This window comes from Candidatus Skiveiella danica (assembly GCF_022705245.1).
Lineage (GTDB): Bacteria > Pseudomonadota > Gammaproteobacteria > Burkholderiales > Burkholderiaceae_C > Skiveiella > Skiveiella danica.
In genome coordinates, this window is sequence record NZ_JAKJEW010000039.1 from 1 (window position 1) to 21,144 (window position 21,144).

The window sequence follows — 21,144 nt, forward strand, 5'->3', positions numbered from 1 at the left end:
CGCCATCATCGCCACCGTGGGCGCCATCTTCGGCTACATGGGCGGCGCCACCCAGGCCAACGCCGGCATCTACAAGAACAATGCCGCCATCAAGAAGACCGAAGCCTCCAACCAGTGGAACTACTTCCAGTCCAAGAGCACGAAGCAGTCGCTGGCCGAGATGTCGCGCGACCTGGCCCCGGGCGACGCCGAGAAGGCCAAATACCAGGCCAAGGTGGACCGCTACGAGAAGGAAAAGAACGAGATCAAGCTGGCCGCTGAAAAGCTGGAAGCCGATGCCACCGCCTGGGACAAGCAAAGCGACGAACAGATGCACCAGCACCACCGCTGGGCCCAGTCCACCACCGTGCTGCAGGTCTCGATCGCGATGGCGGCCATCGCGCTGCTGACCAACAAGAAGTGGCTGGAAATCGCGATGTTCGTCGCCGGCGGCGCGGGCGTGCTGGTGGGCGCAGCCGCGGCACTTCATTTTTAGTAGCTGTCAATAACCATTTGACGCTGGGTGAAGTAACGAAAAGAGCCTGAGACCAGCTACCTCGGACACGCTGGAAAGCTACGGCAAAGCGAAAGCGCTCACAACTTCTCTCAACCGCAATCGTGTCCGAGCCAGACTCGGGGATCGCTCTGATGCCCGATCCGGACTCCATTCAGCGTTCACCCACTCGGACAAGCGAGCGTTGTAGCCCAGCCCCTGTGACAACCTGCCATCGATCGTTTTCAACAAGTCATCCCTGACTTGTCTGGGAGCGCCCTTGACCAACCCCAATAGCGCCTGCTTGGGGTCCGGCAGTTCATCCGGCGAGATAGGCAAGACACCTTTCGCGCCGATCAGCGTCCGCATGGCCACGTGATCCGCCAGAACCCAGGACTCCACCTCACGCACTGCAATCCTGAACAGCAAGTTGTCGGGTGGCGCGCTTGCCAGCCACTGGGCACGGAATTCAACCAGACAGTTCGCACGATCCAAGTCCGTCAACAACACCATCACCTGCTGCTGCGCCATTTGGTACCAACTGCCCATCCTGGAACGCAGGTAGCCGTTACCCCTGTTGCCCAGCTTGAACGTCACGGTGTGCGGCGTTGGAACTTCAGAAATCAAGCGGAGGGCAATCGCCTCACTGAGCTGGTCTTCCGTCGCAACGGCGATCGGCGTCATTGCCACAAGCCCAACTGCGACACCTTGTCGGGCCGTGTCTTGGGCAATACCACCTCGGCGACACTCAGCCCTGTCCCCAGCGCCAGTCGCTCGCCGGCATCCAGTGGACGGCCGGTTGTACCCTGCTTCCCGGTTTCCAGAATAACCACTCCTCGCTCATCAATGCCGGGATTGCTCAACAGGGCATCGCTGTGCGTCGTCAAAATCACTTGTCGCTTGTTCTTTCGATCGCGCTGCAATCGATCCACGATCAACGGAATCTCTCTCACGATGGCATCGTTGAGCGAAATCTCGGGTTCCTCCAGCAACAACATGGAGCTACCCTCCAGGAGTGCCCATAACAGCCCGAACAGGCGCAGTGTTCCGTCTGAAAAATGCTCTTCAGATTGCCAACCGGCATTGGGGCGGTGGTGCGCATAACGCGCCTCCAGATGCGGATGGCCCATATCGTCTTTGACGAACCGCAAGTCTTCAAACTGTGGTACCGCCAACGACAGGGCTTTTGAAATTTTGGTCAGGCGCGAGTTTCTGGTCTTCTCCGGCGTCCTGGACAAACGCTCCAAAAATCCTTGCCCAAAAGGATCATCCGTAAGTCGATGTCCGCCAATCTTTTCGCCAAACCGAAGCAACTGCGGCACTAGGTGCAAATATGTGATCTCGCTCAGAAACTCAACCACCTCGCGAAAACTGATGTTGGTCTGAATTTGCTCCAGATGCGTCTGGGTGCGCAACACGACATCAGCATCGTCCTTAGCGTCCGGACGGTTCAACAACAGTTGGCCTTCTTTCCAGACCTGCTCACGCGAGACCAGCAGTCGCTGCGCCCCTTTGCCTTCCGGCTTGAAGGCCAAAACGTAACGCCACACGGGCGGCTGATCCAGCTCATGGCTGATTTCAATGTCAATCTCCACCTCCGGATCGCGCCTAGCATGAAGACAGCGAACCTTAGAAATGCCACCCCGCTCTGCAATGGCGGCCTGCAACCCGCCGCCTTTGGTCTTGCCGACATCGCGCAGGAATCGCAATGCGTCCAACAGATTGGACTTGCCCGAAGCGTTGGGCCCCAAGACATAGGTCACATCGCGCAGGGGCAAATCCAGCGATTGGAAATTACGCCAGTTTTTCAGTCTGATGTTGCTCACAAGCATGGTGTTGCCTTCGCCGGGTTAAGAGGACTAAACGACATTTTCCACCAGCGCCCCGGCCAGCAACGCCTGCGTGGTCTGGCCGGCGGCGAGGCGCTGGCGCAGGTCGGCGCAGAGGCGGCGCAGGGCTTCGACGCGGGCGACGATACGGGATTGTTCAGCGAGGGGTGGCAACCCAAGTACCAGCCCCGCAACCTGTTTGGTTGAGATGTGCGGGACTCCGTTGCTCCGCCCTGGGTCTATGGTTCCCACAAACAGATCAGACTGAAGCCAAAGGACAAGGAAGCTGGCCGAAATTGCCGTCGTATAGGGTGCAAGCCGCGCGACGCGCTGCAATAACAAACATGGCAGATCGCTCTTACCAATGACAGCGTATTTCAACCCAGTCGAAATAATGGGCCGATCAAGCGATAGAACAACGTCCCCCTCCTTGAGCGTGAACTGTTCAAACTCACGGGCCGACGCCTCGTCAATGAAGGCAGTTTCCGACCAGTCGGCTTGCCCGTGACCAATGTTCACATTCCGCAGCAATCGTGTACCGACCGCCTTGAACCACTCGCTTTTGAACGCATAGCCATTCAGCATCTCCACAAGGTCTCCGATCCGCACCCACACCCACCCCGCCGGCAACTCAAACGGCTTTTCATCGTCCGTGATCGGCGCCAGCGGCTTGTCGCGCTTGATCTGGCCGGCGGCGATCAGGCGGTCTTTCTCAGAACGGATGTGTTTCAGCAGCTCGCTGGCGGGTTCGTCGGCGGGGTCCTGGGGGACGAGTTGGCCGCGCACGGCCAGTTGCAGGATGGTTTGCTCCAGGGCGTCCACGGCTTCGGGGCGGTCGAACAGGGTGTCGAAGTGGATGGCGAGGCGCTGCCAGTTCTCCGTCAGGGCTTCGGGCGTGGCACTGTCGGTCAGCGTGGCCAGCAGGGTGCTGACGAGTTGGGCATGCTGCGCGGCTTCGAGCTGGCCCTTGGCTTCGAGCGCGTCGCACAGGCGCATCAGTTCTTCGACGCGGGTGACGATGCGGGATTGTTCGGCGAGGGGTGGCAATGGAATCAGGAAATTGCCGAGCTTGGCAATGCTCAACCCTTCGCGGGATACGCCAACCTGCACATCCATGACGGCCTGCTGAACATGGCGTGACACGAGAACCTTATGCAAAAACGCATTCAGCTTGGGCATGACAGGCCGAACGATGGTGACGTGCTGGCTGACGTTGGCCTCGTCAAAGTCACTTGGAACGACGGCGCATCTCCCGATCGATGCGCCGGTAATGTTGAAAAGCAGATCGTTGGGCAAAACGACTGTGCCAGCCATCTTGGCGTGTGTTGCTGGCTTGATGAATGCGACGCTCTGTAGCCGCAACCCATCGTCGTAAACGTTTTGAGATCGGAGAAACTTCACCCCAGATGGCGTGTAAACCTCTCGGCCACCGAGCGGCGTGCTTCCAGCTCCGATTTTCTGCAGCAACGCATTGAGCCGCACCCACTCCCACCCCTGCGGCACTTCAAACGGCTGCTCCTCCTCCGAAATCTCCGCCAGCGGCTTGTCCCGCTTGATCTTGCCCTCGGCGATCAGCCGGTCCTTCTCCGCCCGGACTTTCTTCAGCAACTCACTCGCCGGCTCGTCCGCTGGGTCTTGCGGCAGCAGCTTGCCCTGCACGGCCAGGGTCAGGATCAGTTCACGCAGGCGCGCCACGCCGCTGGGGGCGGTGGCCAACAGGTACAAATTTGATAGCAACATATGACCATTCAACGCTGGGAAGCCAGTGATTTGGCCAAAATTTGCTTCAATTCATCACGCAGCGCCTGCGCCTCGGCCTGCAGGCGGGCGTAGTCGGCCAGCAGGTGCTCGGGGTCGTGGCTTTCGGTCTCGCCGACGTGGGGATTCTTCTGGTCGAGGTTCCAGTTGGCGGCGCGGATGGCGTCGATGCTGACCTTCCAGGCGCGCTCGTTTTCCGCGCGGGCTGCAAAGCCATCCGCCTCGCTGCCCCACCAAGCCTTCTCGGCATCAAACTCTTCGATACGAATGGGTTTGGTCTTGTTGTAGCTTTTCACCCCCGGCGGGTACGGGTGCTCGTAGTACCAGACGTCCGTGGTCGGCTGGCCCTTGGTGAAGAACAACAGGTTGGTCTTGATGCCGGTGTAGGGCGCGAACACACCGTTGGGCAGGCGCACGATGGTGTGCAGGTTGCACTCGGCCAGCAACTGCTCCTTGATGCGGCTTTTGACGCCTTCGCCGAACAGCGTGCCGTCGGGCAGCACCAGCGCGGCGCGGCCGTTGACCTTGAGGATGTGCTTGATGAGCACCAGGAACAGGTCGGCCGTTTCCTTAGTGCGCACATCGGCGGGGTAGCCCTGCTCGATGCCGGGCTCCTCGATGCCGCCGAAGGGCGGGTTGGTCAGGACCACGTCCACGCGGTCGGCGGCGGTGTGGTCGCGCAGCGGGCGGGCCAGGGTGTTGTCGTGCCGGATGGCGCTGGGCACCTCGATGCCGTGCAGCAGCAGGTTGGTGACGCAGAGCATGTGGGGCAGCTGCTTTTTCTCGACGCCGCGAATGCTGGCCTGAAGCACGGCTTCGTCGGCGGAGTTATGCACCTGCTTGCGCAGGTGTTCGATGCTGCAGACCAGGAAGCCGCCCGTGCCGGTGGCCGGGTCCAGCACGATTTCACCGAGCTTGGGATCAACCATGTCCACCATGAACTGGGTGACGGCGCGCGGGGTGTAGAACTCGCCCGCGTTGCCGGCGCTTTGCAGGTCTTTGAGGATTTTTTCGTAGAGGTCGTTGAACTGGTGGCGCTCGGCCTGTCGGTTGAAGTCGATGGTGTTGAGCTTGTTGATGACCTGGCGCAGCAGGTGGCCGCTCTTCATGTAGTTGTAGGCGTCTTCGAACACGCCGCGCACCACGTAGCCGCGCGGGTTGCGCACCGGGTCGGCGCTGAGGTTCTTGAGCGTGGCGAAGAGCTGGTTGTCCACGAAGTCGAGCAACTCGTCGCCGGTCATGCCTTCGGCGTTGGCGGCCCAGTTGCGCCAGCGCATGTCTTCAGGGATGGGGCTGGCGTAGGCGTCGCGGGTGAGTTCAAGTTCTTCTTCGAGCGCATCGAACACCTTGAGGAACAGCAGCCAGGTGAGCTGCGAGATGCGCTGGGCGTCGCCATCGACGCCGCTGTCCTGGCGCATGACGTCCTGGATGGACTTGATGACGGGGGTTAGGTTGGACATGAGGGTTTCGGGAGCGTTTTATGAGCAAAAATGGCCACTTCCCAGCGTGGAATGGTCATATTCAGCTATGAATAACTGAGTATTTTTCACCCCACTCAGGCGGCGGGGCGGTCGGATTCCGGCTTGTACAGCGCCTGCTCCAGTGTGCGCACGGCCCGCAGGTACTGCGGCCGGCCACCGAAGCTGCGCACCAGCTCCGCCGGGCTGCCCAGCTCGGTGAAGGGCTGGATGCTGAGCACGTTGTCGGCCTCGATGGTGGCCAGGCCTTCGTCGGCGTATTTGTCGAGCAGCGCGTCCAGCACCTTGCGGGCCACCAGGCCGTACTGGGTGAAGACGCTGCTGGTGCGTGCGCGGCGGGCGCGCTCGCGCCGGGTGAGCGGTGGCATGTTCCAGGCCACATGCAACAGCAGGTCGAACGGGTCCAGGTCGCGGCCCACTTCGTCGGCCAGCGCGTCGATCAGCACGCCCTGCCCTTCCAGCTCCGCCAGCAGCGCGGCCTTGCGGTCGGCGTCGGACCAAGCCTGCAGGAAGCGGTCGAGCGAATCGAAGCGACGGGTGAGGTTGATGCGGGTGTAGTCGCGCAGGCTCTCGGTGATGAGCTGGCCCTGGGCGTTGAGGTATTGCACGCGCTCGCGGGCCACGGCCACGGTGACCAGGCCGCCGACGACGTATTTCTTGGGCTTATTGGCACCGTCGGTGCCGGCCAAGGGGTCGAGCGGGCCCAGCGGGTCGGCCGGCTGGCCGTCGCCAAATTCAGGCGAGACGGGCTGGGCGGGGTCGTCCGGTTCCGGCGGTGCGATGGGGTCGTCACCCTTCGGCTCGTAAATCTGCACCGGGTCGCCGTCAAAGTCTTTGTCGGCAAAGAGTTCGGTGGCGCGCTTGAAGTCGAGGATGGTGAACCAGGTCTTGCCCAGGTCTTCGCGCAGGCGGGTCCCGCGGCCGATGATCTGCTTGAACAGCGTCATGGACTTGATGTTCTGGTCCAGCACGATGAGCTTGCAGGTTTGCGCGTCGACCCCGGTGCTCAGGAGCTTGGAGGTGGTGGCGATGACCGGGTAGACCTTTTCCGGGTCGATGAAGTTGTCGAGCTCGCGCTTGCCCTCGGGGTTGTCGCCGGTGATCTGCACCACATACCTAGGCTGGGTGGCGCAGAGGTCGGCGTTGGCGTTGCTGAGCGCCTGGCGCATGCGGGCGGCGTGGTCGATGTCTTCGCAGAACACGATGGTCTTGGCGAAGCGGTCGGTGGCTTTGAGGTAGGCGGTGATGCGCTCGGCCACCACGGCGTCGCGCTGCTCCAGCACCAGGCTGCGGTTCATGTCGGTGCCGTTGTAGATACGGTCTTCGATCAGGTGGCCGTGCTTGTCGGTCATGCCGGCGGTGGGGCGCCAGCCAAAGGTGTCCTTGTCCAGATCGACGCGGATGACCTTGTACGGTGCCAGATACCCGTCTTCGATACCCTGGCGCAGGCTGTAGGTGTAGACGGGCTCGCCGAAGTAATCGATGTTGGAAACGTCTTTGGTTTCCTTGGGCGTGGCGGTCAGGCCGACCTGCGTGGCGCTGGAGAAATAGCTCAGGATGTCGCGCCAGGCGGAGTCTTCCGCCGCGCTGCCCCGGTGGCATTCGTCGACCACGATCAGGTCGAAGAACTCCGGGCTGAACTGCTTGTAGATGTTGTTTTCTTCCTCGGTGCCGGTGACCGCCTGGTAGAGCGAGAGGTAGATTTCGTAGCTGGTGTCGACCTTCTTGGTGGTTCGGTGCACGGCCAGTTCGAGCTCTTCGACTTCCACCTGACCCTGTGCGTTGATGCGCTCCACACCTTTGGCATTGGGGCTGAGCTTGGCCATCGCGCCCTTGAACGGGCGGAAGTCGTTGACCATGGTCTGGTCGATCAGGATGTTGCGGTCGGCCAGGAACAAGATGCGCTTCTTGGCGCGGCTCTTCCACAGGCGCCAGATGATCTGGAAGGCGGTGTAGGTCTTGCCGGTGCCGGTGGCCATGACCAGCAGCACCCGGTTCTGCCCGGCGGCAATGGCTTGCACGGTGCGATTGATGGCATTGAGCTGGTAGTAGCGCGGCGTCTTGCTGGGCGCATAGTCCGCCGCGGCGACGCGACGGACGTCGGCGCTCCAGCCTTTCCAGGCACAGTAACGGCTCCACAGCTCATCGGGGCTGGGGAACTGATCGAGGGTGAGGTCTTGCTCCAGCACGCCATCGGCGCAGGTGGCGTCGCGGAACACGAACCCATCGCCGTTGCTGGAAAAGCTGAAAGGGACGTCAAGCAGGTCGGCGTACCGGATGGCCTGTTGCATGCCGGCGCCCATGGCGTGCTGGTTGTCCTTGGCTTCGACCACGGCCAGCGGGATGTTGGCTTTGTGGAACAAAGCGAAATCGGCTCGCAGCACGGTGGCGGGGTCGCGTTGCGCCTTCTTGCCGCGGACCACCACACGACCCGCCCGCAAAGGGAATTGAGCATAGATCTGGTCCATGCCGCTCCACCCCGCTGCCACCATGGCGGGCCGGATGAACTTGTCGCAGAGGTCGCTTTCCGAAAGGTTCTTCTTAATCATTCCTCGTCCGCAATGGCGGCGGGTTGTGTGGGGTCGTCGGAGGGTCGCCCATTATTCAGCAAGATCAACGACCTACTCGGTCGAATTCGCTCTCACCGGCCATCGCTGATCCGTTCGCGGCGCAAGACCCAGCCCGCCTCAGCCGACGTCAGCCGGTAGCTGATCTGGCGCGAACCCCCGGTGGGCTGCGCGTTGCGATCGCCCGCCTTGTAAAGCGGAAAGTGGCGCACCAGGGTGTTGCCGCTGACCGCAAAGCTGTCGTGGCCCATGTAACCCTTCGAGGCCTCGACGTCTTCGCTGATCGGCAGCAGATACACCTCGCTCAGCGACTGGCGCTGGTTGGCGCCATAGGCCACCAGCGAGCCGTACGAGCCCGATCCGGCGGAGGTCACGTACACATAGATTTCCGGCGAGCCGTCGCCATTGAGGTCCGCCACCTCGGCGCCGGTCACCGTGCCGTCGATCTCGCGCGAGACCGGCTGGTTGTCGCGGCCCAGCCCCGACGGCGTGATGGTCACGCGGGTGATCGACCCCTGGTTGGCGCTGACCACCCGAAAGCTGATGCCCTGCAGCGTCAAAGTCTTGTCGAAGGGCCGCGGCCCCGGTGGCTCTTTCGCCGCAGGCGAAGCCGGTGCACCGGGCACATCAAACGCATGGGCCTCCGCCTCGCTGCCGGCGGGGTAGACCTCATGGGCCGCGTCGGCGCGAAACGGCCCCCAGAACGCCGCGGCCTGCGCCGGGTCCGCAATGCGAAACCGGCCCAGCGCAGCCTGCGCTTCCAGAAACCGGCGGTAGGCATCGAGCGGAACGGGCGCGCCTCCGAGGCGGGCAATGCGCCCGCCATACTGGCGGTACAGGGCCGCGTCGATCTTGCGCTGCAGGATGTAGGCCCGTGCCATCTCCTCGCGCGCGGCCCGATCGGCGGCGGGCTCGTTGGCCGGGTCGGGCAGCGGCGTGCCCTTGGCCGCCATGAATCGGCGCATCTCGGCCAGGTAGGCCTGCACATCGGCGGCACTGACGTCGATGCCCTGATCGGCGGCGTAGCGGTCGGTCAGGGCCAGCAGGATCGAATACCGCAACTCCTCGGCACTCTCGGCCCGAACCGGCGCGGCCAGCACCTGGGCGCCCCAAGCTGTCTGGCCGGGCGCAGCGGCAACACCGGCCGAAACAAGGACCAGCACCGCCAGGCAGACGGCACCCAGCCCGCGCGACTTCAGAGCGAAGTCCGGTCGGCGCCGCCCGCATGCGAATTTCATCGAGCCCACCCCGGGACCATCAGGTGGAGCCAGCATGCTGAGACAAGCTCATCCTCTGGCGATGCACAGGTCTGCGCAGGCGGCGGGCCGGCGTTGACGACATCCTCACCCTTGCGTGCCCGCCGTTGCGCTCGTCAGCGCGCCGCAGGACGCTTGGCGGCGGTTTTCACGGGAGCCGCTTTTTTCGCCGGGGCCTTTTTGGCAGCGACCTTCACTGGGGCGGCTTTCACGGCCGATGCTTTTTTCGCAGCGGCCTTCACGGGAGCGGCCTTCTTCGCTGCCGCCTTCGCCGGTGCGGCCTTCTTCACAGCCGCGACCTTGCCGGTGACGGCTTTCTTGAGCGCCGCCGCTTCCTTCTCGACCGCCTTCAGATGGGCCTTGGCATAGCGCTCGGCACTGGCCTGCAACGAGGCCAGCTTCTTGCTCGTGCTGCGCTTGGTCGCTTCGAGTTTCTTCTCCGCCGCCAGCACCGCCTTGCGGGCATCGTCGCCCGCCTTCTTGAGCTGTGCCTGGGACTGCTTGACCTTCGTTTCAGCCGCCTTCACCAGGCTGCTCCAGTCTCGCTTGGCTTCATTCTTCTTGGCCGTAACCTGCTTCTTCGCCTTGGCCACGCCGGCCGACACGGCGTCGCCCATGGCCTCGAACTTGTGGGACACCGCAGTGCCCACCGCCTTGGCCGCGTTGCTCAGTTGTTTGCCGGCTTGCTGGAGTTCCGTTTGCTGGGTTGTCTTGCGCGTGGCCATGTGCTTCCTTTTCAGATTGATGATTGCTTGCGAGGATTCGCGAATACCCACCGCCCCCCGCGTCCGGCGCACAACATTGCGTGCCGCGAACCGATGCAGGGGTCGGAGTTCCTGAGTCGGAGCCTGCGCTGCGTTGCACCGGGGGGGTCAACCAGACCCAACCCAAGGTGATCTGTGCAGGAGACAAGCTGCGAACCTCGATCGGAAGAATTATCGCCGGGTCAGACAGCTTGCAGTTTCATTTCAGGAACATCAGCTGGACTTGAAACTGAAGGTCCCAGGTGGGGCCGAGGTATGGACGCGAGACGGACGAAGAAGCTCGGGTCAGGCCAGGCCCATACGGGCCTTGATGCGATAGAACGGCTCGGCCCGCCGATTGTCCTTGCTGCGGTTCTCGTCGCGTTCGTCCTTGGTCGCATCGAAGTGAAAGATTGGTGCAAATGCTGGTGAGGTGCTGTCATCGTCAGGAATCAAGGCGACTTAGAATTCCCCGCTTTGGCCGCTTATGAAAATCGCCACCTGGAATGTCAACTCCCTGAACGTGCGGCTGCCGCAGGTGCTGGACTGGCTGGCCGCGCAGCCGTCGGATGCGCCGGTGGATGTGCTGGCGCTGCAGGAGCTCAAGCTCACCGACGACAAGTTCCCTGCCATGGCCTTCCAGGAGGCCGGCTATGCTGCCCAATGGTTCGGCCAGAAGACCTACAACGGCGTGGCCCTGATCAGCCGGCAGCCCGCCTCCGACGTGGTGAAGAACATCCCCGGCTTTGCGGACGACATGGCCCGCGTGATCACCGCCACCATCGCAGGGGTTCGGGTGATCGGCGCCTATTTCCCCAATGGCCAGGAGCCCGGCTCGGACAAGTTTGCCTACAAGATGCGCTGGCTGGACGCCCTGCGCGAATGGGTGCGCGCCGAGCTGGCGGCCCACCCGAAGCTGGTGCTGCTGGGAGACTACAACATCACCTTCGACGACCTGGATGTCTGGGACCCGGTGGGCCTGGCCGGCACGATCCACTGCACCGACGAAGAACGCACCCACCTGCGCGCCCTGATCGGCCTGGGTCTGACCGACTCATACCGGCTGTTTGCCCAGCCCGAAAAGAGCTACAGCTGGTGGGACTACCGCATGCTCGGTTTCCAGAAGAACCGCGGCATGCGCATCGACCACATCCTGGTCAGCGAAGCATTGAAGCCGCTGGCGCGCGCCTGCACGATCGACCGGGCGCCGCGCAAGAACCCGCAGCCAAGCGACCACGCGCCCGTCATCGTGACGCTGGACTTGCCGGGATAACTCCTGATTTCATAGCTTTAAACGACCCATCCACGCTGGGGAATGGCCAAATAAGCTTGAAATCACTCCAGGCCCAGCTCCTGGATCTTGCGCGTGATGGTGTTGCGGCCGATGCCCAGCTTTTGCGCCGCCTCGATGCGCCGCCCGCGGGTGCTGGCCAGCGCCGCGAGGATCAGCTTGGATTCGAAACGCCGGGTAAGTGCGTCCCAAACATCATGGCACCCCGACGCCAGCAGCGCGTTGGCCTCCACTTCGAGGCCATGCTCCCAGGCCTCGTCGGCCGAGCCGGCGGGCCGGCCCAGCGCCGTGCCGGATACCGTCGCCGGAGCCTGGCTGCTCGCCGGTGCGGCGAGACCTTCGTCCGCACGGGCGGGGCTGGCCGCGGGGGGCGCGACAACCGCCTGGGCCATGGGTGCAGGCACGGGTTCATCGCCCAGCACCTCCGGCGGCAAGTCCTTCTCTTCGATCATCTGCGCCGGCGCCATCACGGTCAGCCAGTGGCAGATGTTTTCCAGCTGGCGCACGTTGCCGGGAAAGCCGAAAGTCCCGAGCCGGGCCACGGCCGCATCGGAAATGCGCTTGGGCTCCACGCCGAGCTGACGGGCGCTCTGCTGCAGGAAATGGCGCGTCAGCATGGGAATGTCTTCGCGCCGATCGGTCAGGCGCGGCAGGCGCAGGCGGATCACGTTGAGGCGGTGGAACAGGTCCTCGCGGAAACCGCCCTCGCGCACGCGCTGCTCCAGGTCCTGGTGGGTGGCCGCGATCACGCGCACATTGGCCTTGACCGCGCTGTGCCCGCCCACGCGGTAGAAACTGCCGTCCGACAGCACGCGCAGCAAGCGCGTCTGCAGGTCGAACGGCATGTCGCCGATTTCGTCCAGGAACAGGGTGCCGCCATCGGCCTGCTCGAACCGGCCCCGGCGCATGGTCTGCGCGCCGGTGAAGGCCCCGCGCTCGTGGCCGAACAGCTCGGACTCCAGCAAATCTTTCGGGATGGCCGCGGTGTTGATGGCGACAAATGGGCCGCTGGCGCGCTGGGAATGCTTGTGCAGCGCGCGCGCCACCAACTCCTTGCCGGAACCGGACTCGCCGGTGATCAGCACCGTGACGTTGCTCTGCGACAGGCGGCCGATGGCCCGGAACACGTCCTGCATCGCCGGCGCCTGCCCCAGCATCTCGGGCGTCGCGCCCATGCGCTCCTCGGCCACTTCCTCGCGCTGGCTTTCCTCGACGGCGCGCCGGATCAGTTCCACCGCCTTGGGCAGATCGAAGGGTTTGGGCAGGTACTCGAAGGCGCCGCCCTGGAAGGCGGAGACGGCGCTGTCGAGGTCCGAGAACGCCGTCATGATGATCACGGGCAAGCCGGGCAGTTTTTCCTTGACCTTGCCCAGCAGGTCCAGGCCAGAGCCCCCCGGCATGCGGATGTCGCTGACCAGCACCTGCGGACCGCCCTCGTCTCCCGCGGCTTCCAGGGCCTGGAGCACTTCGCGCGGGTTGGTGAAGCTGCGGGTGGGAAGGCCATCGCGCAGCAGGGCCTTCTCCAGCACGAAGCGGATCGATTGGTCATCATCAACTATCCAGATCGGCTTCATGGTGCGGGCGTCCCTTTGGTCTGACTGTTATGGCAACGGAATCAACAACTTGAAATCCGTCCGGCCCGGCACACTGTCACACTCGATCAGGCCATGGTGCTGCTGCACGAACGTCTGTGCCAGCGTCAGCCCCAGGCCGGAACCCCCTTCGCGCCCCGACACCAGCGGGTAGAAAATGCGGTCCTTGATCGAGTCTGGCACGCCAGGCCCGTTGTCAATGACATGCAATTCCAGTGCCAGGCGATAGCGCTGCTTGCCAAAGGTGACCTGGCGCAGGACGCGGGTTCGGAAAATGATCTCCGCATCACCGGCGGCGATGCGCTCGCCGAGAACCTGCGCCGCGTTGTGGGTGAGGTTGAGCACCGCCTGGATCAGCTGCTCGCGGTCGCCACGGAACTCAGGGATCGACGTGTCGTAGTCGCGCACCACCTTCAGGCCCTTGGGAAACTCGGCCAGGATCAGTGAGCGCACCCGCTCGCACACCTCGTGAATGTTGACGTCGCCCACGACGTGCGGCCGGCGGTGCGGCGCCAGCAGACGGTCCACCAGGGTCTGCAGCCGGTCGGCCTCGCGGATGATGACCTGGGTGTACTCGGTCATCTCGGGCGAGTCCATCTCCATTTCGAGCAACTGTGCCGCCCCGCGGATGCCGCCCAGCGGGTTCTTGATCTCGTGGGCCAGGTTGCGGATCAGCTCCTTGTTGGCCTGCGCCTGGTCGATCAGGCGCTCCTCGCGGTCCTGACGCGCCTGCGCCTCCAGCGGCAGCATTTCGATGATGATTTCGCCAGGGCGCTCGGTCTGGGCCACGATCACATGCACCGGCAGGGGTTCGCGTTGCTGCCGAAGCAGCATCGCGTCGTAGCGCAGCGCGGCAAATTCATTGTCGTTGGCACTGGTCAGCGCACTGGACAACACCTGCGGCTGCGCGAAGCTGTCAGGAAAGTGGGAACCTTCGATGCTGCGGCGAGACTGGCCCATGGCATCTTCCAGCGCGGCGTTGGCAAACAGCGCGACGCCGTCGCTGCGCACCACAGCCACCAGCGTGGCCAGCAGATCAAAGGCGAGAAACCGGGACGGGTTGGGGGTCAGCGGGGTCAAGCAAACTATTTTGCCCCAGATGCGGGCGCGGCCGTCGCAACCGGCGCCGCCCCGGCGGACGCTGGCGCGGGCGCGGGCGAACGACCCAGTTCACGCCGGATGCCGGCGATGTCGCTCTCGTTGCGGGCAATGGCGGCCTTGAGCTCGGCCACACGGTCGAGGTATTTCTGGTGGTTGCGGCTTTCAATGCCCTGATGATCGGGCTTGCCGTCCTTGTACTCGGCCAACAGTTCGGCACGCCGGGCCTCGGCCCGCTTGAGTTCCGCCTCCAGAACGCCACGAGCGTCCGAGTCCCGCGCACGCTGATCGTTGGCGTCGACTTTCTGGACCGCGCTGCCAGTGGCCACGGGCGCCGAGGGCGCTGGCGATCTGACCGCCGTGCCGGCAATCACACTGACATTGCCCTCGATCTGCTTACAGTTCCTGGTCTTCGCGACCGCCTGGTCGTTGGTGTATTCGTTGTTGCCGCAGCGGTAAACACGATCCTGCGCCAGGGTGCCGGAAGCGCCTGTCAAGACCACCAGGAAAGTCAGAAGTGCGTATTTCAAGTCAATTCCTCACCTGCGCCATCAAGCGGCGGGGGACCAAGTATCGGACAAACGCCGAACTTAGCAAAATGCCCCCCTATTTCCCCATGAAAAAGGGCGGCTTGCGCCGCCCTTTTGAAACCAATCGCAACAGGGTTTACAGCGAATAGTACATGTCGAATTCAACCGGGTGCACCGCCATGCGGAAGCGCGTGACTTCGCTCATCTTGAGTTCGATGTAGGCGTCGAGCATGGTGTCGGTGAACACGCCGCCCTTGGTCAGGAAGGCGCGGTCCTTGTCCAGATGCTCCAGCGCCTGATCCAGGCTGTGGCAGACGGTCGGCACCAGCTTGTCTTCCTCCGGCGGCAGGTGGTAGAGGTCCTTGGTGGCGGCTTCGCCCGGATGGATCTTGTTTTCCACGCCGTCCAGACCCGCCATCAGCAGGGCCGCAAAGCCCAGGTAGGGGTTCATCAGGGGATCGGGGAAGCGGGCCTCGACGCGGCGCCCCTTCGGGTTGGCCACGAACGGGATGCGGATCGAAGCCGAGCGGTTCTTGGCCGAATAGGCGAGCTTCACCGGCGCCTCGAAATGCGGCACCAGGCGCTTGTAGCTGTTGGTGCCGGGGTTGGTGATCGCGTTCAGCGCGCGGGCGTGCTTGATGATGCCGCCGATGTAGTACAGGGCAAACTCGGACAGGCCGGCATAGCCATCGCCGGCGAACAGGTTCTTGCCGTCTTTCCACACCGACTGGTGCACGTGCATGCCGGAGCCGTTGTCGCCATGGTAGGGCTTGGGCATGAAGGTGGCGGTCTTGCCGTAGGCATTGGCCACGTTCTGGATCACGTACTTCTGCAGCATGGTCCAGTCGGCGCGCTCGACCAGGGTGGAGAACTTGGTGCCGATTTCGTTCTGGCCGGCGCCCGCCACTTCGTGGTGGAACACTTCGACCGGGATGCCCAGGGATTCGAGCACCAGCGACATCTCGGCGCGCATGTCTTGCGTGCTGTCGACGGGCGGCACGGGGAAATAGCCGCCCTTGACCGTCGGACGATGGCCGCGGTTGCCGCCTTCGAGCTTGGCGCCGGTGTTCCAGGGGGCTTCGTACTCTTCGATCTCGTAGAACGTGTTGCTCGGATCGGTGCTCCAGCGCACGTTGTCAAAAATGAAGAACTCGGGCTCGGGGCCGAAGAAGGCCGTGTCGCCGATGCCGGAGGCCTTGAGGTAGGCCTCGGCGCGCTTGGCAATGGAGCGCGGATCGCGGTCGTAGGACTTGCCGTCGGCGGGCTCGACCACGTCGCAGTTCATGATCAGCGTCGACTCTTCGAAGAACGGATCGATGTTGGCCGTCGCCGGATCGGGCATCAGCAACATGTCGGAGGCTTCGATGCCCTTCCAGCCAGCGATGGACGAGCCGTCGAAGGCGTGGCCGCTGCTGAACTTGTCTTCGTCGAAATGCGACACCGGCACGGTCACGTGCTGCTGCTTGCCGCGGGTATCGGTGAAACGGAAATCAACGAACTTGACTTCGTTGTCTTTCACCATGGTCATGACGTCGGCGACGGTCTTTGCCATCAGATTCTCCTGGTTGGAAGGTTGTTAAGAATTCAGTTCGGGAGCGGGAATGCAGGTTCTGTGCCAAACAGTCGACCCGCTGTCCCGCGGACCATTGCGCATTTTGCCCTGAGTTCGCGCGCCGCAAATGGATCGACATTCATCCAGATCAACATTTCCCGTTTTGAGTGCACCGAATCTGTGCACTGCTGGACGCACCACTTTGGCGCACTACTGATTTCGCACCAGTTCGGGGCCCAGCTTGACGTCAAACGCCTTCAGGCCCTGCAGCAAGGCCGCCCAGGCCGGCGCCACGCCGACCGGTGCGCCCTTCACACCCAGTTCAATGTGGCGACCGTATTCCCGATGATCGACACTGGGCAGGCTGAACACCCGGATGCCCGGATGCTCCCGCTCGATCGCCTCCATCAGTGGCGTCAAGGTGGCCTCCATCGTGCCAAACACGATGACGGACCGCTCCAGCCAGGCGCCCGTTGCGAACCGGTGCGGGTACAGCGTGTCGAGCACCCATTCGACCATCGGCCAGGCCATCACCGGAAAGCCGGGCACGAAGTGGATGCCACCACGCTCGCCCACCGCGTGTGGCTCGCTGCCCCCCGCGGGGGCCTTCGCGCCTTGGGGCGGCCCGGCGGCACTCATGTCGCCCCCACGTTCGCCCACTACGTGTGGCTCGCTGCCCCCCAGGGGGGCCTTCACGCCTTGGGGCGGCACGGCGGCGCTCATGTCCGGTGGTGGCGGGTAGCAGCTGAACCCCGGGATCTTGTTGTACGGGTTCGGGATGATCTGCGCACCCGCCGGGAATACGCCCATGTTCAGGCGGTGTGCGTTGTCAGGCCGCTCAGGCTCGTAGGGCTTGCCCTGCTCGCGCGCGATGTCCTGCATGCGCTCCAGGATCAGCGCGGCGGCTTCGGGGTGAAGCACCAGATCGACGCCCAGCGCGCGCGCCGCACACTGGCGGGTGTGGTCGTCCGGTGTGGCACCGATGCCCCCCGTGGAGAACACCACATCGCCCGAGGCAAAGGCCCGCTGCAGGGCCGCCGTGATGCGCACCGGCGAATCGCCGACGTACTCCGCCCAGCCCAGCGACAGGCCGCGCGCGCCGAGCAGTTCAATGATCTTGGGCAGGTGCTTGTCCGCACGCTTTCCCGAGAGGATTTCGTCACCGATGACGATCAGGCCGAACGTGCCCACCGGTTCAGGGTGCAGGGAAGGCGGAGGACGAGGCTGTGGCGGGGGGGTGGGCGCTGGGTTCATCCCCCAATGCTAGCGGCTCCAGGATGGAGGCCGGCGCAGGCGGGATGCCCTGCGTGGCGCGCAGCTTCTCCAGGGCAGCCAGCCCATAGTGCGCGAACCACAGCGACGAGAAGGCAAACACCAGCGTGTAGATCCAGATCGCCACCGGCGCCAGGATGACGAACGCAGCCGCAAACAGCGTGCCCGACGCCCAGACCACACTGGGCGCGGCGCCCAGATAACCCGTCAGGATGCCAATGCCCAGCAACCAGCCGCGGTGCTCGCGGATGAGGGCAACCCGCTCGGCTTTGCTTGCATGGTCCGCCAGCACATCGAAGCTCATCACCCGGTAGGTCAGCCAGCCCCAGATCAGCGGCGGCAACACCAGGATCAGCGGCGGCACCAGCCACAGCGGAAGGGACACGATGAGGGCCAAGAGGGCCAGCAGCGTGGAGCCCGCCGACCACAGCAGACTGAACAGCAAGGAGCCGCCGCGCTTGCGCTCCAGATGCGGAAAGCGCCGCTCGGCCACCAGCGCCACCAGCGCCGGCGTCATGAGCGCCGCCACGATCAGCAGCGCCACTAGCACGATGACCGGCGTCACGGCGAAGATCACGATCAGCGGGGCCAGCACGGTCTTGAGCTTGCCGGCTCCCAGGCCTTCCAGCCAGCCCCACAGCCGGGTTATCCAGGCGGAGGACTCCAGCGTCACGCGCACCCACTCGAGCGCGGGATCCCAGTAGAAGTAGCCCAGGCCCAGGGCCAGGGCCACCATGATCACCAGCGGCAGGAACGACAGGGCGATGACGCGCGGGTGCATGCAATACGCGGCGGCGCGCCAGAAGGAATCAAGCAGCAGGGTCATGGCGCAAGCATAGCGCGGGGCCCCGTCGGGTCAAGCAGCGGGGCCATTGCCCGATCAGCCGCGTCCGAACAGCCGCTTCAAACCCAGGAACTGCTGCGCCCAGAAGCCCGCGCCATAGTCGCGGCCCTGCTCCACCTGGTCGCGCACGCCGGTGGCGTCGAAGCGGTGCTCGAAGTTGGCCGTGCCAAACAGCATGTCCCACCAGGGCAGCAGCACGCCGAAGTTGTACCCGCCGAGCGTGCCTTTGCCTGCAGACTCGTGCCCGATGCCCACGCTGTGGTGCAGACGGTGAAAGCGCGGACTCACCCAAAGCCGTTCGCCGATGCGGCCGAACCAGATCTTCAGGTTGGCGTGCTGGAAGTTCTCACTGAGCTGGCTGATGGCCACCAGCGCCACGAACTGGCCCGGCGCGACACCGATGAAGATCGCCAGCAGCACGAACAACAGGTCGCGCAGCACGTCATCGAGCAAATGGTTGCGGTTGTCGCTCCACATCGTCATCTGGCGCTGAGAATGGTGCAGCGAATGCAGCGCCCACCACCAGTTGAACCGATGCTGGGCACGGTGCAACCAGTAGTTGGCAAAATCGAACACCACGAGATAGATGATGAAGCTGACGAGCGCACCATCGGTCACACCGGGCCAGAGCTGGTCGAGATGGAAGGTCGGCAGGCCGCGCCCGCGCAGCTCACCGATGCCCGCCTCCAGCCAGTTCTCGAAGGTGAAGAATATCACCAGTTTGAACAGGCCGAGCCGATGGATCAGGGTGTAGATCACATCCACGCGCACGGCGCGGGCATCGCGCACCGGCTCAACAGGCCACAGGCGCTGCAACGGCCCGATGACCGCCACCATCACTACAATCTGCAGCAGGCCCACCACCAGCCAGCCCGTGCCATCGTAGGCCAGCTCCAGCAGGTTGCCCGCGCCCAGCGCAAACGCCAGCGGCTGCACCACGGACTCGTAGAGCCACTGCTGCACCGTGGAAAAGCTGTCTGCAAACCAATCCATGCCCGATGCGCTCCTCACCTGCCGTGCGCAGCGATCCAGCCCTGGTAGGCCGGGTGCTCGCGCAGCGTCGCGAAGCAGAAGCCGCGCTCCTTCAGGCCCACGATCAGCGGCTCCAGCACCGCCGGCGCCCAGGGATCCTTGCGCGACCAGATGCCAAGATGCGCCAGCAGGATGTCGCCGGCGCGAATGTCGGCCAGCGCCTTTTTCAGCAGCGCCTCGTTCGGCGCGGTCTCGCTGGGCAATTCGTCGCCCAGGAAGCCGGCGGGCGACCAGCCCACATGCTCGAATCCGCATGCCTTGGCCACGGCCAGCAATTTGGGCGAGGTCTTGCCACCCGGCGCGCGGAAGAGCGGCAGCGGCTTTTTGCCGGTGTGGTCCTGAAGTCGCTCGGCGGCGTAGGCCACGTTGGCGCAGTACTGCTTCGCATCCCAGGTGAACTCGCGCCCGGCGAAGGCCCCGGCCGACGGACGGATCCGAAACCGGGGCTCCACCCCTTTCAGGTCGCCGCGCCAGTAGGCGTGATCCCAGGTGTGGGAGGCAAACTCGTGCCCCTCGGCCGCGCGGGCCTTCCACCAGGGTGCCCAATGCGCGCCCAGGCTGCCGTCACCGGTGCGGGTGCGCTCGTTGGCGGCGAAAAACGTCACCCGAACCTTCTGGCGGTTCAGCACCTCGGCCACCAGGGGCGCGATGTCCATGTGGCCGGTGTCAAAGGTCAGGTACAGCGGCTTCGCGCAGCTGGGCTTCGGGCTATTCTGGCCGAATCCCAGCGTCGGATGGGCCATGCCAGCTATGAAAAACGAAGCACCCAGCAACCCACGCACAGACCGCACGAGTCCTGCCGAGCCCCGTCGCCTAATGACGCGGGGCATGGTCCAGCGTCCAGACCCCGTGCGGGGACTTGCCCACGTTGATCTGGCGCACCACGGTGCGGGTGGCGGTGTCGATCACCGTGAGCTTGCGTGCCCAGCGCGAGGCCAGCAGGATCATCTTGCCGTCGGCCGAGATGTCCATGTCGTCGGGACCAGCCGGCCCCGGGAAATGGTCGACAACTTCCATCTTCTGGTAGTCGATCTTGCTGATGGTGTTGGCCACGCGGTTGCTCACCAGCACGTGGCGCCCGTCGCCAAAGGCCCGAAAAGAATGCGCGCCCTTGCCGGTCTTGATTGTCTTGACCAGGCGGCCTTCCTTGCCGCTCACGTCATACACCTCGACGCCGTCGCCGCCCGTCAGGCCGACCAGCACGGTCTTGTCGTCCGGGGTGCCGAAGACGTCGGCCGGCATCGGACCGGTCTTGACGCGCCACTTCAGCGCCTGGGTGGTCAGGTCGATCGCCACCAGTTCATCGCTGTCCTGCATGGTGGACCAGACCGTCGTGCTCTTGCTGTCGATCCAGAGGTGGCTCGGGGTCTTGCCGGTGGAAATGCGCTTGGCCAGGGTCATGTCGCGCCCGTCCCAGCGGTAGATGTCCACATGGTTGAGGCGGTTGGCTGCGGTGACAAACCATTTCATGTCGGGCGAGAACCGCAGGTGGTAGGGATCCAGGATGCCGCGCACCTCGCGCTGCACCTCGGCCGTCCGTGGATCGATGAACGTCAGCGAATCGCTGAGCGCATTGGCCACGATCACCGACTTTTCATCCGGTGTCATGTAGAGGTGGTGCGGCTCCTTGCCGGTGGGAATGCGCTTGACCTCTTTCCAGGTCGCGGGATCGATCACGCTGACGTTGCCGTCAAGCGAATTCAGCACAAATACCGGGTTGGGCGCGGCGGCCCAGGCCAGCACGGGACACACCAGGCAGAACAGGGCCGCAAAGAGCGGAAAACGGGAAAAAGACTTCACAAACGACTACTTTCTGAACAGGTGCCAAGT

General features: G+C 64.0%; 19 protein-coding genes. 2 read left to right on the top strand and 17 right to left on the bottom strand.

All coding sequences use genetic code 11. The annotated features are described in order from the left end of the window. A partial coding sequence (locus ACMUOY_RS17470) for a DUF4337 domain-containing protein (RefSeq protein WP_413894016.1) occupies positions 1 to 475 on the top strand: 475 nt, incomplete at its 5' end. 78 nt (positions 476 to 553) lie between these two features. Here the strand turns inward: ACMUOY_RS17470 and ACMUOY_RS17475 are convergent. The 8 genes from ACMUOY_RS17475 to ACMUOY_RS17510 form a co-directional block, all read right to left on the bottom strand. Continuing rightward, positions 554 to 1,156, bottom strand: coding sequence for a hypothetical protein (locus ACMUOY_RS17475; RefSeq protein ID WP_413894017.1), 603 nt, complete (start codon positions 1,154 to 1,156; stop codon positions 554 to 556). Further along, positions 1,153 to 2,304, bottom strand: a complete 1,152-nt coding sequence (locus ACMUOY_RS17480) for an AAA family ATPase (RefSeq protein WP_413894018.1) — start codon at positions 2,302 to 2,304, stop codon at positions 1,153 to 1,155. Before ACMUOY_RS17480 ends, ACMUOY_RS17475 begins: the two co-directional genes overlap by 4 nt. A gap of 27 nt (positions 2,305 to 2,331) precedes the next feature. Then, positions 2,332 to 4,017, bottom strand: coding sequence for a restriction endonuclease subunit S (locus tag ACMUOY_RS17485; RefSeq protein WP_413894019.1), 1,686 nt, complete (start codon positions 4,015 to 4,017; stop codon positions 2,332 to 2,334). A 32-nt stretch (positions 4,018 to 4,049) separates the two neighbouring features. Continuing rightward, the gene (locus ACMUOY_RS17490) at positions 4,050 to 5,519 is read right to left on the bottom strand and encodes a type I restriction-modification system subunit M (RefSeq protein WP_413894020.1); all 1,470 of its coding nucleotides are present in this window, start codon (positions 5,517 to 5,519) and stop codon (positions 4,050 to 4,052) included. A gap of 95 nt (positions 5,520 to 5,614) precedes the next feature. Next, complete coding sequence (gene hsdR / locus ACMUOY_RS17495) at positions 5,615 to 8,086, bottom strand: EcoAI/FtnUII family type I restriction enzme subunit R (RefSeq protein ID WP_413894021.1); 2,472 nt, start codon at positions 8,084 to 8,086, stop codon at positions 5,615 to 5,617. A gap of 92 nt (positions 8,087 to 8,178) precedes the next feature. Beyond that, positions 8,179 to 9,378 carry a PliI family lysozyme inhibitor of I-type lysozyme gene (locus tag ACMUOY_RS17500; protein ID WP_413894022.1) on the bottom strand — a complete coding sequence of 400 codons (1,200 nt, stop codon included), beginning with the start codon at positions 9,376 to 9,378 and terminating at the stop codon, positions 8,179 to 8,181. Between the two features lie 98 nt (positions 9,379 to 9,476). After that, positions 9,477 to 10,085 (bottom strand): hypothetical protein, encoded by a 609-nt coding sequence (locus ACMUOY_RS17505; RefSeq protein ID WP_413894023.1) that lies wholly within the window; start codon positions 10,083 to 10,085, stop codon positions 9,477 to 9,479. A 324-nt stretch (positions 10,086 to 10,409) separates the two neighbouring features. Continuing rightward, entirely contained in the window at positions 10,410 to 10,559 is a 150-nt protein-coding gene (locus ACMUOY_RS17510) for a hypothetical protein (protein ID WP_413894024.1), read from the bottom strand. A 31-nt stretch (positions 10,560 to 10,590) separates the two neighbouring features. Here ACMUOY_RS17510 and ACMUOY_RS17515 point away from each other — a divergent pair, with 31 nt between their 5' ends. Beyond that, positions 10,591 to 11,376: an exodeoxyribonuclease III gene (locus ACMUOY_RS17515; RefSeq protein ID WP_413894025.1), complete on the top strand. Its 786-nt coding sequence runs from the start codon at positions 10,591 to 10,593 to the stop codon at positions 11,374 to 11,376. Positions 11,377 to 11,438: 62 nt separating this feature from the next. Here ACMUOY_RS17515 and ntrC read toward each other — a convergent pair whose 3' ends face one another. From ntrC to ACMUOY_RS17560, 9 genes are all read right to left on the bottom strand, one after another. Next, positions 11,439 to 12,968, bottom strand: a complete 1,530-nt coding sequence (gene ntrC / locus ACMUOY_RS17520; protein WP_413894026.1) for a nitrogen regulation protein NR(I) — start codon at positions 12,966 to 12,968, stop codon at positions 11,439 to 11,441. Between the two features lie 27 nt (positions 12,969 to 12,995). Continuing rightward, entirely contained in the window at positions 12,996 to 14,057 is a 1,062-nt protein-coding gene (gene glnL / locus ACMUOY_RS17525; protein ID WP_413894048.1) for a nitrogen regulation protein NR(II), read from the bottom strand. Between the two features lie 14 nt (positions 14,058 to 14,071). Next, positions 14,072 to 14,614: a hypothetical protein gene (locus ACMUOY_RS17530; RefSeq protein WP_413894027.1), complete on the bottom strand. Its 543-nt coding sequence runs from the start codon at positions 14,612 to 14,614 to the stop codon at positions 14,072 to 14,074. Positions 14,615 to 14,750: 136 nt separating this feature from the next. Next, positions 14,751 to 16,166, bottom strand: coding sequence for a type I glutamate--ammonia ligase (gene glnA, locus ACMUOY_RS17535; RefSeq protein WP_413894028.1), 1,416 nt, complete (start codon positions 16,164 to 16,166; stop codon positions 14,751 to 14,753). A 210-nt stretch (positions 16,167 to 16,376) separates the two neighbouring features. Beyond that, positions 16,377 to 17,357, bottom strand: coding sequence for a competence/damage-inducible protein A (locus ACMUOY_RS17540; protein ID WP_413894029.1), 981 nt, complete (start codon positions 17,355 to 17,357; stop codon positions 16,377 to 16,379). A 4-nt stretch (positions 17,358 to 17,361) separates the two neighbouring features. Then, positions 17,362 to 18,264, bottom strand: coding sequence for an EI24 domain-containing protein (locus ACMUOY_RS17545; protein ID WP_413894030.1), 903 nt, complete (start codon positions 18,262 to 18,264; stop codon positions 17,362 to 17,364). A gap of 54 nt (positions 18,265 to 18,318) precedes the next feature. After that, positions 18,319 to 19,275: a sterol desaturase family protein gene (locus ACMUOY_RS17550; protein WP_413894031.1), complete on the bottom strand. Its 957-nt coding sequence runs from the start codon at positions 19,273 to 19,275 to the stop codon at positions 18,319 to 18,321. Positions 19,276 to 19,289: 14 nt separating this feature from the next. Then, on the bottom strand, positions 19,290 to 20,057 hold the full coding sequence (locus tag ACMUOY_RS17555) for a polysaccharide deacetylase family protein (protein WP_413894032.1): 768 nt from the start codon (positions 20,055 to 20,057) through the stop codon (positions 19,290 to 19,292). Between the two features lie 70 nt (positions 20,058 to 20,127). Continuing rightward, positions 20,128 to 21,114, bottom strand: coding sequence for a YncE family protein (locus ACMUOY_RS17560; RefSeq protein ID WP_413894033.1), 987 nt, complete (start codon positions 21,112 to 21,114; stop codon positions 20,128 to 20,130). Between the last annotated feature and the right edge of the window lie 30 nt (positions 21,115 to 21,144).

Excerpts from the sequence above, each read along its gene's own strand:
- glnA (WP_413894028.1), bottom strand. The coding sequence starts at position 16,166 with ATGGCAAAGACCGTCGCCGACGTCATGACCATGGTGAAAGACAACGAA.
- ACMUOY_RS17500 (WP_413894022.1), bottom strand. The coding sequence starts at position 9,378 with ATGCTGGCTCCACCTGATGGTCCCGGGGTGGGCTCGATGAAATTCGCA.
- ACMUOY_RS17490 (WP_413894020.1), bottom strand. The coding sequence starts at position 5,519 with ATGTCCAACCTAACCCCCGTCATCAAGTCCATCCAGGACGTCATGCGC.
- ACMUOY_RS17555 (WP_413894032.1), bottom strand. The coding sequence starts at position 20,057 with ATGGCCCATCCGACGCTGGGATTCGGCCAGAATAGCCCGAAGCCCAGC.
- ACMUOY_RS17480 (WP_413894018.1), bottom strand. The coding sequence starts at position 2,304 with ATGCTTGTGAGCAACATCAGACTGAAAAACTGGCGTAATTTCCAATCG.
- ACMUOY_RS17545 (WP_413894030.1), bottom strand. The coding sequence starts at position 18,264 with ATGACCCTGCTGCTTGATTCCTTCTGGCGCGCCGCCGCGTATTGCATG.
- ACMUOY_RS17505 (WP_413894023.1), bottom strand. The coding sequence starts at position 10,085 with ATGGCCACGCGCAAGACAACCCAGCAAACGGAACTCCAGCAAGCCGGC.
- ACMUOY_RS17515 (WP_413894025.1), top strand. The coding sequence starts at position 10,591 with ATGAAAATCGCCACCTGGAATGTCAACTCCCTGAACGTGCGGCTGCCG.
- hsdR (WP_413894021.1), bottom strand. The coding sequence starts at position 8,086 with ATGATTAAGAAGAACCTTTCGGAAAGCGACCTCTGCGACAAGTTCATC.
- ntrC (WP_413894026.1), bottom strand. The coding sequence starts at position 12,968 with ATGAAGCCGATCTGGATAGTTGATGATGACCAATCGATCCGCTTCGTG.
- ACMUOY_RS17475 (WP_413894017.1), bottom strand. The coding sequence starts at position 1,156 with ATGACGCCGATCGCCGTTGCGACGGAAGACCAGCTCAGTGAGGCGATT.
- ACMUOY_RS17550 (WP_413894031.1), bottom strand. The coding sequence starts at position 19,275 with ATGGATTGGTTTGCAGACAGCTTTTCCACGGTGCAGCAGTGGCTCTAC.